The 19,211-nt window shown below is 53.7% G+C and carries 14 protein-coding genes; all 14 read left to right on the forward strand.

The window, feature by feature from the left end; all coding sequences use genetic code 11:
• Positions 1-50 precede the first annotated feature (50 nt).
• Positions 51-1,130, forward strand: coding sequence for a metallophosphoesterase family protein (locus ADN00_RS16255; RefSeq protein WP_160317551.1), 1,080 nt, complete (start codon positions 51-53; stop codon positions 1,128-1,130).
• A gap of 409 nt (positions 1,131-1,539) precedes the next feature.
• On the forward strand, positions 1,540-3,762 hold the full coding sequence (locus ADN00_RS16260; protein ID WP_075064065.1) for a polysaccharide biosynthesis tyrosine autokinase: 2,223 nt from the start codon (positions 1,540-1,542) through the stop codon (positions 3,760-3,762).
• The gene (gene murJ / locus ADN00_RS16265) at positions 3,744-5,336 is read left to right on the forward strand and encodes a murein biosynthesis integral membrane protein MurJ (protein WP_082390264.1); all 1,593 of its coding nucleotides are present in this window, start codon (positions 3,744-3,746) and stop codon (positions 5,334-5,336) included. The genes ADN00_RS16260 and murJ overlap by 19 nt, the downstream gene beginning before the upstream one ends.
• Before the next feature lie 15 nt (positions 5,337-5,351).
• Entirely contained in the window at positions 5,352-6,686 is a 1,335-nt protein-coding gene (locus ADN00_RS16270; RefSeq protein ID WP_152966394.1) for an O-antigen ligase family protein, read from the forward strand.
• Positions 6,679-7,836: a hypothetical protein gene (locus ADN00_RS16275; RefSeq protein ID WP_075064068.1), complete on the forward strand. Its 1,158-nt coding sequence runs from the start codon at positions 6,679-6,681 to the stop codon at positions 7,834-7,836. Before ADN00_RS16270 ends, ADN00_RS16275 begins: the two co-directional genes overlap by 8 nt.
• Before the next feature lie 25 nt (positions 7,837-7,861).
• Positions 7,862-9,007 carry a glycosyltransferase family 4 protein gene (locus tag ADN00_RS16280; protein ID WP_075064069.1) on the forward strand — a complete coding sequence of 382 codons (1,146 nt, stop codon included), beginning with the start codon at positions 7,862-7,864 and terminating at the stop codon, positions 9,005-9,007.
• Between the two features lie 9 nt (positions 9,008-9,016).
• A complete protein-coding gene (locus tag ADN00_RS16285) occupies positions 9,017-10,009 on the forward strand; it encodes a hypothetical protein (protein ID WP_075064070.1) in 993 nt (330 codons plus the stop codon).
• A 6-nt stretch (positions 10,010-10,015) separates the two neighbouring features.
• A complete protein-coding gene (locus ADN00_RS16290) occupies positions 10,016-10,546 on the forward strand; it encodes a hypothetical protein (RefSeq protein WP_075064071.1) in 531 nt (176 codons plus the stop codon).
• Positions 10,547-10,575: 29 nt separating this feature from the next.
• Complete coding sequence (gene cysK, locus ADN00_RS16295) at positions 10,576-11,472, forward strand: cysteine synthase A (RefSeq protein ID WP_075064072.1); 897 nt, start codon at positions 10,576-10,578, stop codon at positions 11,470-11,472.
• A 23-nt stretch (positions 11,473-11,495) separates the two neighbouring features.
• Positions 11,496-13,433 (forward strand): sugar transferase, encoded by a 1,938-nt coding sequence (locus tag ADN00_RS16300; RefSeq protein WP_075064073.1) that lies wholly within the window; start codon positions 11,496-11,498, stop codon positions 13,431-13,433.
• Between the two features lie 45 nt (positions 13,434-13,478).
• Positions 13,479-14,492 (forward strand): SDR family NAD(P)-dependent oxidoreductase, encoded by a 1,014-nt coding sequence (locus ADN00_RS16305; protein ID WP_075064074.1) that lies wholly within the window; start codon positions 13,479-13,481, stop codon positions 14,490-14,492.
• 18 nt (positions 14,493-14,510) lie between these two features.
• The gene (locus ADN00_RS16310) at positions 14,511-15,281 is read left to right on the forward strand and encodes a sugar phosphate nucleotidyltransferase (RefSeq protein WP_075064075.1); all 771 of its coding nucleotides are present in this window, start codon (positions 14,511-14,513) and stop codon (positions 15,279-15,281) included.
• 17 nt (positions 15,282-15,298) lie between these two features.
• The gene (locus ADN00_RS16315; protein ID WP_075064076.1) at positions 15,299-16,447 is read left to right on the forward strand and encodes a DegT/DnrJ/EryC1/StrS family aminotransferase; all 1,149 of its coding nucleotides are present in this window, start codon (positions 15,299-15,301) and stop codon (positions 16,445-16,447) included.
• 177 nt (positions 16,448-16,624) lie between these two features.
• On the forward strand, positions 16,625-19,123 hold the full coding sequence (locus tag ADN00_RS16320) for a hypothetical protein (protein WP_075064077.1): 2,499 nt from the start codon (positions 16,625-16,627) through the stop codon (positions 19,121-19,123).
• Positions 19,124-19,211: the final 88 nt, after the last annotated feature.

Genomic DNA, 19,211 nt, shown 5'->3' on the forward strand with positions numbered 1-19,211 from the left:
ATCAACCAATGCTATACTGGTAGCAGACAGACGCAAACCGGTAGGAGAAAATGCGTACCAGGGTCCTTCTTCTTTGTTTTGTTCTCATATTACTTATGATGGCTGCCTGTTCGACCACCGGCTTGGTGCAGCAAGGCCAGGGTGGAAAGGGCGGGCTCAACGAATTTCGACTGGCCTTTCTGGACACAAAAACGGCTACTCCATTTCTGCCGCAAACCTTCACGCCCACCCCAAGCCTGACGCCCACACCCACTGCTACTTCAACCCCAACACACACTCCCACCGCTACACCTACGCAAACTCCTACGCCGACCAACACTCCCACGCCAACACCGGTTCCTGTTGTGCTTGCTGGCGCGGCAGATATTTCGATCTGCGGGCAGGATGGTGATGACCGCACGGCTGAACTGCTGGATCAGATTCCCGGAGCGGTTTTCACCGCTGGTGATAATTCCAATGAATATGGGACCATGCGCGAATATCTTGAGTGCTTCGATCCAACCTGGGGGCGGCAAAAAGACCGCATGCACCCCAGCCCGGGCAATCATGATTATTTAACGGAGCGCGCGGCCGATTATTATGCCTATTTCGGCGCGGCTGCCGGGGAGATTGACAAGGGGTATTACAGTTACGACTTGGGCGATTGGCACATTGTTGCGTTAAACAGCAACTGCGGTTGGGTTGGCTGCGGGGTCGATTCGGAGCAAGTCGCCTGGCTGGCGGAAGATCTGGCTTTATCCAATAAAAAATGCACCCTGGCTTACTGGCATCATCCCCGCTGGAGTTCGGGCGTGCACGGCGGATCGCCCTGGCTGGATCCTTTCTGGCAGGTGTTATACCAATACGGGGCGGAAATTGTGGTTTCCGGCCATGATCACCATTTTGAACGTTTTGCGCCAATGAATCCGCAAGGTCAGATTGATGAGCAAAGGGGAATTCGCCAATTCATTGTGGGAACAGGGGGGGCATCGCAGCGTGGATTTGGCGACGAGATTGAAGGCAGTGAAGTTCGCCATCGCGGAGATTATGGCGTGATTAAGTTCAATTTGTATCCGAATTATTACGAGTGGGAGTTTATTTCAATTGAAAAAGATGGTTTTTCCGATAAAGGCAGGGGAGAATGCCATTGAACGTTGAAAAACCACCCTCAGAATGTAAAAAACATGCAAAATTGAAGATTAAAAGATTTAATTGACGCGGATTTTTCAACGTGCTATACTGAAATGGGATGGTTAGTGTTATATAGACAACTTAAAAAATCCTTGAAGTAAATCGTACATTGGAGAAGTGGCCTGCTACAGCGGGGGAAGCCACGATCATCATGTACAATGAAACCAGCGCTCAGGGTGGTTTTATAGCGATTTCTTCGGGGATTTTTTGGTTTTAATGAGTTGCTTCGACCGGTTGCAGCCAGTCGAAGCAGTTGACTCGGGGCACGGTCAAGCACCCTCTGTACGCATTTAATTATACTAGTGAAACCCTATGCCCCAAACTGAGGTGTCAACCTTTTAAGATTGTTCACAAGAAAAGGGGACAAAAATGCTTTCGAATCGAGAAGCCGTGGGGCTAAAATGGTTAGCCAATTGGAATTCACCATCCTTGCGGATCGTGTTGGGTTGTGTTCTGATTGCCACGTTGATTGCATGCCTGGTCATTCTTCTGATTCCGCCAACCTATAAATCAAGCACCCTTTTATTAATCGAACCCTCGCCAGGATTGGTGACGGATGATTACAGCAGCATCATCGCCGGGGAGCAGCTAGCGTTCACCTACAGCCAGTTGATGGTGGAAAAGCAGATTTTGGAGACTGCCATCCGCCGGCTGGAACTGGATCTGGAGCCGGAGGACCTGGCGCGCCGGGTTTCCGCTGAACCGGTGAGTAATACCCAATTGATCCGCCTGAGCGTGCGCGATTCTTCTCCACAAAACGCCGCTTTATTGGCAGAGACTATCGCAGACGAATTTGTGCAGCATGTGCGCTTGCTGGAGCGAGAGAAATTTGGGGAGTCGATCAGCGGCCTGCAGGCGGAAATGGAGAGCCAGACGACTCTTATCAGCGCGAATCAAGCCAGGGTAGATAGCCTCAGCTCTCAAAGCATTGCACACGGGTCAAAAATGGTTCACTTACAAAGCCAGATTGACCTTGACCGGGGTGACTATCAGTTCCTGCAGCAAAGCTATTTTGTGGCTCAATCTCAAGCGGATCAGATCGCAGAGAAAATCCAGATCGTTGAAGATGCTGTGGTTAAAGAAGCAGCCGGTTCCCGAGGATTTTCAGCGTATTTGACGCTTCTGGTTGATCCTTCGTTGATTATTGGCCAGGGGACGTATTCAACAGTTACAAACAGCGCCCGGGTGGCCTCGGCGTATGGAGAAATCTGGACCGGCGAGTCGTATATGCAGGCGGTAATTGATGAGTTGGGGTTGGATCGGGATGCTGATGACCTCGCCAACGATGTTTATTTCGAGCCGATCCCCAGCACTCAGCTCGTGCGCCTGCGGGTGGATGACCCCTCTGCTGCCCAGGCAAAGACGCTGGTTGAAGTGATTGGTAGAAACATCGTTCAAACCACGCAAACGCAGCTTGCCAGACCATACACCGACCGTATGCAGGCCCTTCAAAAGCAAATGGATGAGCTTTCGGCGCAGATTGAATCGGCTCAGGCCGAAATCATGACCATTTCGGCCCAAAAGGCGCAAATCGAGGCAGACCTGATCAAAGAGGAATCCGCGAAAACGAAGCTTTCGCAGGATTATCAGGTGTTGTACGACCAAATGGAGCAATTGCGAAAAAATGCCAACCAGGCTTCCAACTCAGTGATGGTTGTTGCTCAACCTTCCATACCAGACAGGCCCACACAAGACAGGTTGTTATATGTGCTTTTGGCGGCCCTGCTGGGTGGTACGGTGGGAATCGGAGCGGCTTTTGTGCTTGACCAGCTTGATGAAACGGTGAGAATTCGCCAAGATGTGACCAGCAAGATGGGACTGAATCTCCTGGGTTGTATTGACGCTCAAAAAAACGGCGATTCAGGCCTGGAAATGGATGTCCATCCCCGCTCCAAAGTGGCAGAAGATTTTCGTACTCTGGCAATAAATCTCTGCTCCGTAAATGCGCAAAACCCCATCCGCACGCTGCTCATATCCAGTCCGGGCATGGCCGAAGGAAAATCCGTTGTTACAGCCAACTTGGCGCTGGCTTTGGCGCGCCTGGGTTTGAAAATTCTGGTGGTTGACGCGGATTTGCGCCTGCCCAGTTTGCACCGTATATTTGGCGTAGATCAGGAAAATGGGCTGAGCGAGGCGCTGGTTTCTGGAAAAGGAACGGATCACTTGAAAACGACCAAAGAAGCCGGGGTCAAGATTATGACCAGCGGCAGCCTGCCCCCCAATCCCTCAGAATTGTTGAACTCGAAGAAATTGACCATCCTGCTGGAAAAATTATCGCAGCAGGCGGACCTGGTTCTGGTCGACAGCCCACCCATCCTTTCAGTCGCGGACTCAATAATTTTGGCCGGGGAGTTGGATGGGACGATGCTTGTTGCCCGCTCGGGTATGACCACCCGAAAAATGTTGAGAGAAGCAGAGGAGAATTTGCGTCAGGTGAGAGGCAATTTAATTGGGGTGGTTCTGAATGGTGTGCCGCGTGACCAGCATTCAGCATATCGCTATGAAAGTGGAGAGGAGGAGCGCCCGTCAGCCCAGCGATGGTTTGATGTTCTTCAGTATTGGGTAAAAACGCCATGGTTCAAGAAAAAATGAGGGAGGAGTCACCGCTCTGGAAAGCAACCATTTTGTTAGGAATGGCGACCCTGCTGACACGCGCCACCAACTTTCTAACTCAAATGGTGATCGCCCATCATTTTGGTGTCAATCTGGACGCTGATGCTTACTTTTTGGTTGAGAATGGGATGTTAATTGCGGGTAGTTTTTTGATTACCAGTTTTTCCGTGGCTTTCATCCCCATCTGGACGAATTCCCATATCCATGAGGGGCCTCGCGCGGCGAACCGCTTTCATTATGGATTTGTGGTCCTGGCGATGGCTGCATCACTGGGGTTGTCTGTTGTCGTGGGATTGGTCGGTTTTGCTTTCAGCTCATTGCTTTTGCAGAGCGGTGTTGACCCGCTCTTGCAAGCGACGGGCCGTCTGATGCTGGTGGCGTCTCCGGCGGTTGCTTTGATGGGCTTTACCGTAGGGTGCACCAGCATTCTGCAGGCAAACCGTCATTTTCTGATACCAGAATTGGGCAACATTTCTTACAACCTGGTTTTACTGGTTGCCGCGTTGTTTTTCGCGGCCCGGCTGGGAATGATCAGCCTGGCCTGGGCGACGGTTTTGGCGGCTGTTGTGCGGCTGCTGGTGCAGGTCCCTGCCAGTCGGAAAATCAGTTCCTTTCAGACTGGTAAAGGCGATCAGTCAGCCGGTCTTGGTCTGGTTCAAAAACGAGTACTGCCCATTTTCGCGGCGTACGCAGGCACGCAGGTTACCTTGCTGCTTGGCAACCTTATGGCTTCCAACCTGCCCGCCGGGTCTGTATCCGCACTGGTGTATGCCAGCCGGGTGATGTTGCTGCCGGTGGGTATTCTGGTGCTGCCGCTGCAGACCACAATTTTACCTACCCTGTCGCAGCAGGTGGCGCACAAAGACTTGCGGTTGCTGGGAAAAACCATGTTGGATACCTTTCGCATGCTGGTTTTGGTTGGAATTCCAATCAGTGTTGGGATTGTGTTCTTGAGGCTGCCGTTGGTTCAGTTGCTGTACCAAAGAGGCGCGTTTGATGCAGCGGCTTCGGCGCTGACGGCTGATCTACTCGCCTTTTTCGCGCTGGGCCTGCCGGCGGTGGCGTTGTTAATGTTGATTAATAGTGTGTATTGCGCGATGGGCGACATGCAGGCGCTGGTTTTGGTGAATGGTTTTCATTGGGCCGCGACTGCGCTTCTGGGCGCGGTGTTGGTGCGGGTGGCTGGCGCAAGCGGCGCGGCGATGTCTATTTCAATATCCACCACACTGGCTTGTGTTCTAGGTTTAGCGCGGCTGAAGAAAAGCATTCCCACCTTCAAGCTGAATGGGTTGGTGGAGGTGGTGGCTAAATCCGCTATCGCGTCTGGGGTTATGTTCTTGCTTTTGACGGGCGCGAATCTTTTGATGACCCAGGGATTGAAACTGCAGTTGACCTGGCAGTGGACGGAGGCGGTCTTACAAATTGTTCTGGCTGTTTTGCTCGGCGGTTCCAGTTTTACGATAGCTGCCTGGTTATTGAAAATTGATGAGTTTCAGGTATGGCGCGAAAGAATGAGTTTTTCCAAATCGTCCCTGCGAATCCGCGCGCGATGAAAAGGAGCCTGTCTGGTGATCAGACAATTCGTCTCTGGCAGTAAGAAATGGATGACCTGGTTTGCCATTGCGGCGATGCTGGCCAGTGGATTCCTGGCAGTTTTTTCTCAATGGATCATCGCCGTGATAGAGCAGAGCGGCTACCCGGCTTGGTTCAGTCTGGCGTTTCTGACAGGCTGTATATTATTGGTGGGAGTGGGCTTTACTGCGTATGAGGTGTTGGTCTGGTTGTGCTTTTCACTGATCGGCTTTGTTCGCATTGAGCCGGCGCCTTTTGATTATTTGTTGCTGGTGGTAATGGCCATCGGCTGGGCGCGGGGAAAGTTGGAATTATTCAATGTCCGGCAGAATGTATTGGTGCTATCGGGATTGTGGATTTTTATTTTGGCCAACCTGGTCTCCATGGTAGGGGTGGCCGCCCAGCCGGCGAGCTGGCGGTTCATGCTGATCACCTTCTATTTGCTGGTTCTCTTTCTGTTTGTGCGTTTGTATGGGCATGATGAAAAGGCGATCCATATTCTTCTGGCCGGCTATCTGGTCAGCGCGACGGTCAACGCGGTGCTGGTCATCTTGGGGCTATTAGGTCTAGGGTTTGCTTCGTCAATGGTCGGCTGGTCGATTCGAGGGGTGGGGTTCTTTAAGGACCCGAACGTTTTTGGTGCGTATATGGCATCAGCTGCCATGATCGCGATGGACAGGATTGTTCACTCCAAGGGGCGCTGGTATCGGATTGTTGGGTATGGGGTTTTGACGTTCCTGTTGGGATTTACGGCGGTTTACTCTCTCTCGCGAGCGGTGTGGGTCAGCCTGGTTCTCAGTATTGGGGTTTATGCATGGATGTTGGCAAAAGAAGCTCCCCGTTCAGCCGTGATTGTTTTATCAGTGCTGCTTGCATTGGCAATTACAGCGGTGTTCTTTTTACAGTCTTCGCAAATGGCGGCCTTTGTGTCTGCGCACATGCGCCTGCAAGATTACGACATGGCCCGTTTCGGAAACCAGTACCAGGGGTTGATTGCTGGGCTTACTCAACCGCTTGGTGTGGGTCCGGCTGGCTGGCCGAACGCGCACAGTCTATATGTAAAAACCCTGGCCGAGCACGGGTTGTTGGGTCTGGTGTCGTTGGGAATGGTGATCGTTGGTTCCATTTGGCCGCTGATTCGCAGAGTTGCAGTTATGGATGGTTCACGCAGGGCACTATCCGCACAGGTGCTGCTGGCGATTCTGATTGGCCAATTGGTTAACAGCGTGGTCATTGATTCGATCCATTGGAGGCATCTATGGGTGCTGCTGGGGATCGCCTGGGCTTTTTCGGATGGGCCGGTCACAAAGCAAGGAGAAGAGAATGGCTAAGGTCTTCACCCTGCTGATTGCGCTGGCCGGATTGGTCATCATTGCCTTTGGCGGCTGCGTACGCCCCGCTGCTCCGCTGCAACAGATTTCACCGATTGAACCCGCCATAATGAGCGCGAACCCGATAGGTAGTGCTTCTGCCACCAACTCATGCACGCCGTTTTTGCCTCGCTCGCCAACGCCAACCGCGACTTTCACGCCCATTCTATCCCCCACTGCAACGCCAACATCCGCGCCGATTCCTGCCTCGCCCGCATCTCCGCGGCCGGTGAGAACAAGCCCTGCGCCGCCATCCACCTTGCCAGAGGATCAAGAATCCCAACCCCATCCAACCGATGATCAGGGCAGCCTGCATCCTCATCCATTTTATGGAATGGAGTTTGTGCCCACGAAGGATTTTGAAACGGTGCGCGGCTTGGGTATTGAAGTGATTGGCCAGACTTTCGCGCATGACGGCTCGCCCGCCAGCTGGAAAGCCCAACTTGACCTGGCAGAAGATGCCGGTTTGCGCGTGATCGCCTGGTTGTGGCCGCAGGGTTGGACCTGGGAAGGAGACCAGTGGGTGATTGATGAACAGGCGCGTTCTTTTTTGGAAACGGTGGCTGGGAACGAGGCGCTGTTTGCTGTGTATGTTTTCAACGAACCCTACTGGCAGGAGTGCTGGGGCTGCGGTTACACCACTTCTCAGCAGCAAAAGTTGTATTCGCAGATCAAAGCGATTCGAAACGTGCCCATCTTCTCAGCCGTGGACAGCATGCGGTTTTGGACGGATTACTCGCCTGAGACGGCTTTCGCGGACGGTATTTGTGATTATTGCGCCACCTGGTATTACCCCGTGACTCAGGATGGATTTGATCAGGACGAATTGCGGGCGCGCATCGCTGCCGATCTTTCTACCGCCCGGCAGCGCGCGCCGAAGAGCAAAATTGTGTGGTATATGCAGGCTTTTGCCGGCGCCGAGTCCGGTTACCGTGTGCCAACCGCGAATGAAATGGAAGAAATAGCCCGGATTGTATACGAAGCAGGGGTTGACGGCGCGATGTGGTATGTATGGTCATTTAATTCCCTATACAATGATACGCTGTGCCGTCATCCGGAACTGTTTGCAACGGTTCGTAAGATTTACGAAGAGACGGTACTACTGCATTAGGCGCCCGACCAGCCAGGAGGTGCGGATGAGAAAGACGCTTCAGATTACCGGCGATTCACCGTATGGAGGGGCAGGGTATTTGATTCTGCGCTGGTGTCAATTCCTCGTTGTCAACGGCTGGCAGGTGGATGTGCTGGCAACCAACCCCCAATGGGTTGCCATGCTGAAGGAGATTCCGGGGCTGAAGGTGATAGAAGATATTCTCATTCCGCGCGATATTTCTCCGCTTAAAGATGCGCAGGCTTTCTCCAAGTTAATCAAACTGCTGAGGCGCACCCGCTATGATGTTGTTCATACCTACACAGCCACACCTGGTTTTGTGGGCAGGCTGGCCGCGCGGGCGGCGGGTGTACCCGTGATTGTGCATCACCAGGCCGGTTGGACGGTAACAGAGTTCTCTACACCGCTGCAAAGGATCATCTATACTCCCCTCGAATACCTGGCAGTCGCGGCTTCCACCTGTTCCATCTGCGTCAGCCACGCCGTGGAGCGCCAGGCGTATGACTTGCACATTGCCCCGCCGAAGAAGCTGGTGGTGATCTGTAATGGAATCAATCCGCAGCCCTTTTTCGAGGCCTGCCAAAATGGCGCCAGAGAAATGTTTCGCGGGAGGCTTGGAATCCCAGATGGACACCTGCTGATTGGGAATACGGGCAGGCTGGCACCGCAAAAAGATAACCAGACATTGATTGAAGCGATGAAGATTTTTCAAACACTCCAACCCGAAACCCCGTTCACGCTGCTGATCGCGGGCGAGGGACAGGAGCGGGCTGAATTGGAGCGGCTGGTGGATTCGCTGGGGCTGGCAGGACGGGTAAAACTGTTGGGCTTTGTGGAAGATATTCCCACCTTTCTGGCAGGTGTAGATATGTTCATCAGTCCTTCGTTATGGGAAGGGCTGTCAATTTCTCTGTTGGAGGCCATGGCGGCTGCCAAACCGATTATTACCACCACTATCCTGCCCAACGCAGAACTGATTGAGCATGAAGTCAACGGATTGTTGGTGTCCCCAAGGCGGCCAGATCAGATTGCTGAGGCCGTCCAGCGCCTGTGGCAAGACCGCGCCCTGGCAGTCCGCTGTGGGGAAGCGGCCCGGCAGCGTGTCGTAGATCACTATTCGATTGAGCGCATGTTTAACGAGACCCTTGAACTTTATCAGGTTCAGAAGTGAGGTGGCGCTATGAATGAGGAAAATTTTGCTGAGTGGCTGCGCCGGCAGGGTTATCAGGTCATCCGGAGCGAGAGCGGCGCCTGGTACAATGCCGGTCCGCGAGTTTTTCAGGCGTTTCCTTATGGCGAGGTGATTCAACCCTCCGAGGCGGAATTGCGCCGCTTGATGCTGGGGCGGGGCATCGCGGCATTGCGCTATTCCACACCGCTCAGCGCGCCGCAGGGCATGGTCAGCTACCATGTGATTCTTAACGGACCCTATTTACTGGAAAACTTAACCCACCAGAGCCGCACCAATATCCAACGCGGACTGTGCGCTTGCCATGTAGAGCCGATTCCGTTGACCCGTCTGGCTGAAGAGGGTTGGCTTCTGCAATACGACACGCTTAAGCGCCAGGGCCGCCTGCGAAGCATGAGCCAGGCGCAGTGGCGGCGCATCTGCCTTTCCGCGCAGGGTTTGCCCGGCTTTGAAGCGTGGGGGGCGATGGTCGATGGTGAGTTGGCTGCTTCTCTGCTGACCGTGCGGGTGGGGGATACGTTTTACGTGCCCTACGCGCAGAGCCTTCACAAATATATGGATAGGCATGTCAACCACGCTTTGTTTTATATTTCTGCCAGCGCAATGATTTCCAGCAGCGGCATCCGGCGCGTGTTTTTCTCGCTGCATTCACTGGATGCGCCAGAAAGCGTCAACACGTTCAAATTCCGCATGGGTTTTTCGGCCTTACCTGTCCGCCAGCGGGTCGTTTTTCACCCATTGCTCGTTCCGTTCGCCAATGAAGCCAGCCATCAGATTCTTCAAAAGCTAGTGAAGCGCTACCCGGAAAGTCACATTGTTTCCAAAACGGAAGGGATGCTGCATTTTTATCTGAGCGGCCGGCACCCCATCGAAAAACAAGATTGGCCAACATGCCTGGAAGGTTGGAAGGTAAGCAATTTCCAGGCCGCAGGCAACCCGGATCACCTCCAAAAAAGGCCGGCTGATGTGCTGGCAAAGGAGTGATTAAAAATGCCCATTGATTCGATCACAGATTGTCAATTAGATAGTTTGCCACGGATGTCGGAAGGCCAGGTAAAGGGGGACCCATTGTCGCTCAAGAATTGGATCAAACGCAGCTTAGCCAAACCATGGAATTACGTTGTAAAAAAGCGGCTCAAGCGCATGTCGGCTGCCCTGTTTGGAGACACCGGCGTGCCGACCTCTGTTGGTAAGCAGGCTCCGGCCTTGGCTGTGTCTCTGGCTGCTGGGGATTGGGTGCGTGTACGCTCGCGAGAAGAAATTGAGGCGACCCTGGATCGTTGGCATGAGTTAAGGGGCTGCGCGTTTTTGGAAAATATGTGGCAGTACTGCGGAACAACGCAGCGCGTTTTAACGTCCATGCAGCGATTCTTGGACGAGCGGGATTATAAGGTAAAAAAATGCCGGGGAATTGTACTGCTAGAAAATATTCACTGCGAAGGCACCCCCGTATTTGGCCGTTGCGACCGCCGCTGTTATTTGTTCTGGCGCGAGGAATGGTTGGATAAGATATCCGAATGAAATTTTTCGTGTAGCCGAGAGGTCTTCTTATGCCCGTTTCTTCCATCCTAGACGTGATTGGCAACGTGCCGATGGTCATCCTGCGGCGAATGTCTTCGGGAAAAGTGTTCGCGAAAGCGGAATTTCTTAACCCGGGGGGCAGCATTAAGGACCGTGTGGCGAAATTTATCCTGGATAAAGCCGTTGAAGAGGGGCGGCTCCGGCCAGGAATGGTGGTGATCGAAGCCACATCTGGAAACACCGGCATTGGACTGTGCCTGGCTGGCGTGCAAAGTGGGTTTGCGGTGGTCTGCGTAATGCCAGACAATGTCAGCGAAGAACGTAAGCGAATCATTGAGGCACTGGGAGGAGAGACCATTCTGATTCCAGCCAAAGAAAATCTGTCGGGCTGCGTGAAAAAGATGCAGGAAATGGCGAAGCTTGAGCCAGATAAATACTTTGTCGTCAACCAGTTTCAAAATCCAGATAACACCCGGGCGCATTATTTGCAAACTGGGCCGGAAATCTGGCAAGACACAGGCGGCGAGATCGATATCTTTGTAGCCGGCATTGGCAGCGGTGGCACCCTGCAAGGGGTTGGTCAATATTTGAAAGACCAAAAACCGGAGATCAAAATTGCCGCGGTGGAGCCGCGCAATGCCACTTCACTGCTGGGCCGAGAACCTGGACTGCACCAGATTCAGGGCATTGGAGATGGTTTCGTGCCCGAGGTGCTGGATGTGGGCTTGATTGATATGGTGTTCTCTGTCTCGGATAAAGACGCTATTGACACTACCCGACGGTTGGCGCGGGAAGAAGGCCTGTTGGTTGGAACATCATCAGGAGCGAATATTTTTGCCGCGCTGCAAATGGATAACGGCAAGAACCGGATTGTAACGGTGCTGCCAGACCGCGCAGAACGGTATTTTAGCACCGCATTGTTATAAGAACGACCGATGGTTGGGATCGAATGGCCGTTAATACTCGCTCAAAGAATCGCTTCATAATTACCTCAAGCGCGGGCTTGTTTGTGAAGGACGTGTTTGATGTCTTCTGCGCGTTGCTTGGAATGCTCGTTTTGCTTCCCTTTTTCGGGATTCTGGCCTTCCTGATTTTGCATGATTCGCCCGGCCCGGTCTTTTATTGGTGTCCTCGGATTGGTTTAGGAGGGCGGCCTTTTCGCATGTTGAAATTCCGTACAATGTACGAGCGTCCCAGCAGTTACGCGGGCCCGCGCCTGACCTGCAAAGAAGATCCGCGTATTACCCCGTTCGGACGCTGGCTGCGCGATACAAAAATTAATGAGCTACCGCAGATTTGGAATGTGCTCAAGGGAGAGATGAGCCTGGTCGGTCCGCGTCCGGAAGACCCGGAAATCGTGCAAAACTGGCCGCGCGAGTCTAAAGAAATCATCCTCTCGGTGAAGCCTGGAATTACCAGCCCGGCAAGCATTCTTTACCACAATGAGGAGGAACTGCTTTCATCCGATTCCCTGATGCAGGATTATTACAACACAATCTTGCCAGACAAGATGCGCCTTGACCGCTTGTACGTCCGCAATCGCACCTTTTGGTCGGATCTGGACGTGCTGTTCTGGACGTTCGCGATTATCCTTCCCAAGATTGTCAAAACCAAGGTGCCTGAAGAATACCTGTTTGCCGGCTTGATTTCACGCGTCATCAAACGTTATTTATCCTGGTTTTTTATCGATTTGCTGACATCACTGGTGGTGGTTGGTGGTGTGGCGTGGCTTTGGAGGGATCAGGGTTATGCGGCCTTTGACCTGATCCATGTCGGCGGGCTGGCGGTGGTGCTTTCGCTTTTGTTCAGCGGGATTAATGCCCTGTCAGGTTTGAACCGCACGGGCTGGTCGACGGCCACCTTTGAGGATGGAGTGAGTTTGGTGTTGGCTGGCGCTGCAACGATGGTATTTACGCTCTTCTTAAGCGGGCTGCATTCTCTTTTGAAGTGGCCTCCCTTTCCCTCTATTCCATCCGCCATGCTGCTTACAATCGGAATTCTCGAACAGGTTGGTTTTGTGGCAGCACGATATCGCTGGCGCATGATCACTTTCGCGGCGAACTGCTGGTTATCTTTACGCGGGCGCGCCGCCGCGATGGGAGAAAGGGTCTTAATCGTGGGGGCGGGGGAAGGCATGGAATCGGCGACTTGGCTGCTGCGCCGCAAGCGCCTTGACTTTGCCTTCACCATTGTGGGAATAGTGGATGATGACCGGTTGAATCAATTGGGCATGCGCGTAAAAGGCTGCCCACTGATCGGCCGCGTTCAAGATGTTCCAGAACTGGTACGCAAGCATGATATTGGACTCATTCTGGTAACCTGGCCTGAATCCAGGGCCGAAATCCATACCCTGAGAATGTTAATTAGGGAATTTCCGGCGGTGAGGATTGTGTTTGTGGAGAAGTTAATCCGCCTGATCCACCAGCAATTATTGGATGGCGGTCAGAATGTGGATGCGCGGCAGGCAAGCATCGCACCGGTCACCTTTTTCGAACCCTGCACGGGGCTGGCTAATAAACAGCTTTTTGAGGATCGCTTGAATCATTCGTTGGCGGTTTCGAAGCGTGCGCATACCGGCCTGGCGGTATTGCATATTGATCTGGATGGCAGCAAGGCAAAGCGCGACCCGAATTTTGAAGAAAGGGAGCAGACCATTCTTCAGGAATCGGCGGCGCGGTTGGCTCACAGCCTGCGCGAGAGTGATACTCTCGCCTGCCTGGGTAAACACGAGTTTGCGATCATTTTAGAGAATATTGAAGATCAAAAGAGCGTGCGCTCAGTGATGCGGCGAATTAACAAAACGCTGGATGAGCCATTTCAGATAGGAGGAAATCAACTTCACGTGCGGGCACGGATGAATGCGCGTTTGGTCAAAAACCAGTTATAGGCAGCCGAGGAGAAGAAAAGATCGGCTGGAAGGACAGGTCTACCAATGCAAGTCTCGTCTGAAGAGCAGCAATTTTTTGAAGGAAAAAAAATCCTGGTAACCGGTGGGGGAGGGTTTATCGGCAGCCATCTGATTGAAACACTGGTTAAAGCTGGAGCACAGGTGCGCGCTTTTGTGCGCTATAACTCCCGCGCCGATCCCGGTTTGCTGGCTTTTTTGCCGCAGCAAACGTCCAAAGAGGTGGAAATCCTGAGCGGCGATCTGCGTGATTATGACGCCGTCCGCCAGGCCATGCGTGGCGTGAGCATTCTCTTTCACCTGGGTGCGCTGATTTCGATCCCCTATTCCTACCTTCACCCGGTGGAGGTGGTGGAAACCAACGTGATGGGCGCGCTCAATATCTTAATGGCGGCACGGGAGAATGGCATCGAGCGGATTGTGCATACCTCTTCCAGCGAGGTGTATGGCACGGCGATTACCGTGCCAATTGCAGAGAGCCACCCCTTGCAGGGCCAATCGCCCTATTCTGCCAGCAAAATTGGCGCCGATAAACTGGCTGAAAGTTTTTATTGCGCTTATCAGGTCCCAGTGGTGATTCTGCGCCCATTTAATACCTACGGCCCGCGCCAGTCTGCCCGGGCGGTGATTCCAACCATCATTTGTCAGGCGCTGACGCGCGATTATCTGCAATTGGGAAACCTGGAAGCGCGCCGGGATTTCACTTATGTGTCTGATACGGTGAGCGGCTTTCTGCGCGCCGCCAGTATTCCCGGAATTGAGGGACAAACCTTTAACCTCGGTGTGGGCAGTGATGTCAGCATTGGAAATCTGGCGCGGGAAATCATTCAATTAATTGGCAGGCCAGTTGAAATCCGTTTAGACCAGCAGCGCCTGCGGCCAGAAAAGTCGGAAGTGATGCGCTTGATCTCGGACAACCGTCTGGCCAGAGAGCGAATGGGCTGGTCGCCGGTGGTGGATTTACAAACAGGTCTGCAGCACACGATTGGATGGATTGAGCAGCACCTGAATCGCTACCGGCCTGATCTTTATCAGGTATGACATGAAAAGGAGGTTCGCATGAAGGCTGTGGTTTTAGCTGGTGGAAAAGGAACCCGTCTGGCGCCGTTTACGAAAATTCTTCCCAAGCCGCTGATTCCCATTGGGGATATGCCCATTTTGGAAGTGCTGTTGCGCCAGATGGAACGTTACGACGTGGATGAGGTGGTGCTGACGGTGGGTCATCTGGCAGAATTGCTGTGCGCATTCTTTCAGGATGGCAAGCGATTCGGATTGAATATTCGTTACAGCCTCGAAGACCACCCGCTGGGAACGGCGGGGCCGCTTTCCTTGATTAAAGGCCTGGATGAGACCTTTTTGGTGACCAACGGGGATGTACTTACCAATCTGTGTTTTGGTGATTTGATTGAATATCACCACAGCAAAGGCGCCATCGCGACCATCGCGGCACATTCTCGCGATGTGCGGGTGGACCTGGGGGTGATTATCTCCAATTCCGATTTTGATATCACCGACTATATTGAAAAGCCGGTTTATCACTTTTATGTGAGCATGGGCATCTATGTGTTCGAGCCGCGTATCATGGACTATATTCCCTATAACCAATATCTCGATCTGCCTGACCTGGTTTTGAAATGCATCCGCGCCGGTGAAAAAGTAGCCAGTTTTCCCTTCGATGGGTATTGGATGGATTTGGGACGGATCGATGATTATGAACGCGCTGTCGAAGACTTTGAGAAGCTGAAACCTGAAATTCTGGGAGAAAAATACTGCCACGCCGAAAAACCACTTGGATCATCTGCGCTGCTGCAAAATTACAAGATGGATTGAGGGAATTGGTGAAGACAATGGAATTAAAGATCCCGCTTGCTGATATTGATTTTAATCAAGAGGAAGAGGAAGCTGTGCTGCGCGTGCTGCGAAGCCGCTGGCTGACCATGGGCGCGGTAACCCAGGAATTTGAACAGGCATTTGCCCAATATGTGGGCGCCAAACACGCCCTGGCGGTCTCCAATTGCACGCAGGCGCTGCACCTGGCCTGCCTCGCGTTGGGAATTGGCGAACACGACGAGGTGATCTTACCATCGTTGTCTTTTGTGGCCACGGCGAACTGCGTGCTATACTGCGGGGCGAATCCCGTCTTTGCCGATATTTTCGGGAACCACGACTTAACAATTTCCCCGCAGGAGATTGAAAAAAAGATCACCGCGAAAACCCGCGCCATCATCATGATGCATTATGGCGGGTATGCCTGCCAGATCGAAGAGATTCTGGAGATTGCGCGCAAGAACCGGCTGGCTGTGATTGAAGACGCCGCTCACGCGCCCGGCGCGGTATTCGCCAACCGCCATGTAGGTACCTGGGGAGACGTAGGTTGTTACAGCTTTTTCTCGAATAAAAACCTGGTGACCGGCGAAGGAGGGATGCTTGTAACTGACCGGGATGACGTGGCGGAGCGGGTGAAACAGTTGCGCTCGCACGGCATGACCAGCCTGACCTGGGACCGCCACCGCGGGCACGCCTACACCTACGATGTGATGGCGCTGGGCTACAACTACCGTATTGATGAAATCCGCTCGGCGCTGGGGCTGGCGCAGCTGCGTAAGCTGGAGGGTAACAATGCGCGGCGGCGCTACCTTACCGATATTTACCGCCAAAGATTATCGGAAGGAGAATTCTTTGGCATTGAAACGCCCTTCCTTTCCAATGCTTGCCTACCGGCGTGCCATCTGTTTCCCATTCTGCTGCCAGCGGCCGCCGACCGTCAGGAATTAATCACCGGTTTGCGGAAACGGGGCATCCAGACCAGTATTCACTACCCGCCCATCCATTTATTCAGTTATTACCAACAGCGCTTTCCGGGAATCCAGCTGCCGCAAACAGAACAAGTGGCCGCTAGAGAGCTGACATTGCCGCTTTACCCCATGATGAGTGAGGCAGACGTGGGATATGTGCTGGATGGCGTTTGCGAAGAAATGAGGCAAGCTGTGCATTAGGGACAATTGGCGCTTTCAATGAAAGTGTGCGCAGGCCGTTTGTACAATCAAGCGGCCTGCGGCGTTAATTGGGACGCCGTTGGATTTGATCCCATGAGCCATATTGATCGAAAAGAAAAAATGGCAATTTACCCCGGCAATTCAAGCTACAATGGAACCAGATAAGGAGGTGGTCTCATGGCAGCCAACATTTACCTCGCTTTTCGATTTCACGGCAATTTTTACCATTCCTACCGGGGTGACACGCCCGATGAGCTTGGTTTTGGGAAAGACATTCGCGTCATTCGCCATATTCTTTCCGTGCTGGATGATTTCAACCAGAAGGGTGTGCCGGTCTCAGGCACGTGGGACTTTGAGAATTATTTCTCATTCGAGAAGATCATGCCCGCGCACTGCCCAGACATTGTTGAATCGATCCAGCGCCGGGTGAAAGAGGGACGCGACGAAGTTCAGTTGATGTCTTACAACAACGGTCTGATCAACGCCCACACCCCGCGCGAATTTGAGGCGGCGATGCGCCGCGCGCTGACCAACCCGGCCGGTTCCGGCGTGCGCGACCTGTTCGGTGAGGGCGTTTACCCCATGGTGCGCCCGCAGGAGATGATGTATACCCCCATTCATTTGAAGCTGTATAAAGGGTTGGGGATCGATTCTATCAGCCTGTATTATTCCTGTGTTCCCTTCAATGGTTTCAGCAATTTTGTTCCGCTGCTGTCCATCCGCGAGCGTTACAACCCGCTGACGCTCACTTATCCGGGTATTGACGAGACCTTGACCTTGCTGCCAGCCTACAACGTGGGTGACCTGGCCGATCATCTCACCTTGCGGCGCTGGGTGAAGGCCATGCGCAGCGCGCAGCTGCGCATGGAAGAGCCGTGTGACCTGCTGCTCTTGCTGGATCAGGACGCGGACGACGCCTTCTGGTATGGGTTTGACGCGCCGGGGTGGTTGAAAAAGCGATTCTCGTCTCTTCGCGGTCTTTCCGGGCTGCTGGAAGATGTGCTTGACCTGGACTATGTGCGCTTCACCACACCGGGCCGTTATCTGCAAGATCATCCTCCCGTGAACAGCATATCGATTGGACAGGATACCGCTGACGGCAGTTACGATGGGCTTTCCAGTTGGGCGGAGAAGTGGTCGAATCACCATTTATTTACTGGCCTGGAGCGCGCCCGTATTTTGGACTTGCAAACCCGCCGCCTGCTGGGAGAGCCGCTCCCCGCCGATCTTCAGGCCCGGCTGGATGACTCCTTTGAAGCGCGCCTGAAAGCCCTTTCGACCACGCATTTTGGCATGGCCGCCCCGGTGATGAATCTGACCCGCGAGCGCGGGGCGCGCGAACTGGTGCAGCAGGCCGTAGATACGGCAGCGGCGGCGTTTTCCCAGGCAGCCGGGCAGACCAAACCGGGGAGTTTCCGGTTATTGGATTACCCGCGCGGTGAATCAACCTCCCTCGTTACCATTCCGGCGAGGCCTTCACGCGCCCTAATCCGCCTGCCTTTACAGCCCGACGCCCCCGATGCCCTGATCCTGAAAACCGCCGTAGGATCAAAGGATGTGCCCTGCGTGGTGATTGACAGCCTGCGTGGGCGGGAACTTGTGTTTGTGGAGGGGTTTCGTCCCAGGGAAGAAAAGCAATATGTCCTACAATCCGGGCGGCACGATACCCCCGGCAATGTCAGCGTTACTGAAGACGGGGTAAGCAATGGCCTGATCCATCTCCGTTTTGACGCGGCCGGGCAGGTGAGTTCGGTCCAGGCGCAGGGCAGGGAATTTTCTACCGGGCGGTTTTTCTCCAGTGGGGTCACGTATGGCAGGCGCAGCTATTGGGTCGAGTCCTGGCAGGAAGAGTGCAGCTTATCGCTGGGCGTTGTGGGTCTCAGGCGCGCGCGCGGCACGATCACCTTGCCGGACGGGTATCCGGTGGAATTTGAGCGGGAAATTCTGCTGGCAGATGGCCTGCCGTATATTTATGTGGATATGCGGGTGGTCTACCCACGCACGCCTGATAAGGGATTTGACCGCGCCAAAGCGAAACGTTTGCAGCAGGGTTGGGATGAGGCATGGCGGGAAGTGTTGCCCTGCCAGATCAGCCCTGTGCTGGCAGGCCGTCCAGAAAGCCCGTTGCGCGTCTGGAAGCATAATTACTGCGATCATACCAGTACTTATAACCTGGATTATGGGCGCTTTTCGGCTAACCGGCAGCTGCCCAACGCCAATAATCAGATCACCCACGCCTGGCTGGCGGTAACGGATGGTGAGCTTGGGATGCTGATTGCGCAAACCGCTGATGTAAGTAGTAATGTCGCTTTTTGCCCGCTGCGCACCCACCGCCAGGGGCTTCTGCAGCGTGTGCTGTTGAATCCATTTGGCAGTTATGCCGGGCGGCAGTATCGCTATGCCACCGCCGAGACCAATCTGGGTAACCTGCTGGCAACCACCTTTTCCGCCGCAGATCAGTTGAAACCCTACGCGCCTTCTTATAACGGCCGGGTACAGGAGTTCAGCCTCATGCTGGCGCTCTACACCGGCGACTGCCCGGCTGAAGCGCTGCGCTGCGACGCGGAGGCCTTTGCCTACCCTTATGCGGTGCTCAACGATGGGGTGATGATCGCGAATCCCCCACACCGCGCCTGGGATGGGGGCGGTTTAGGGTCTCCGCCGCCAGGTTTATAACCAAGTTGTCCACGGTTGGATATACGCGGCAGGCGCGGAGAAATAATGAAAAAGAACTCCGCCTGTTGGGACGGAGTTCTTCTTGTTT

The sequence above is a fragment of the Ornatilinea apprima genome (genome assembly GCF_001306115.1).
Classification (GTDB): domain Bacteria; phylum Chloroflexota; class Anaerolineae; order Anaerolineales; family Anaerolineaceae; genus Ornatilinea; species Ornatilinea apprima.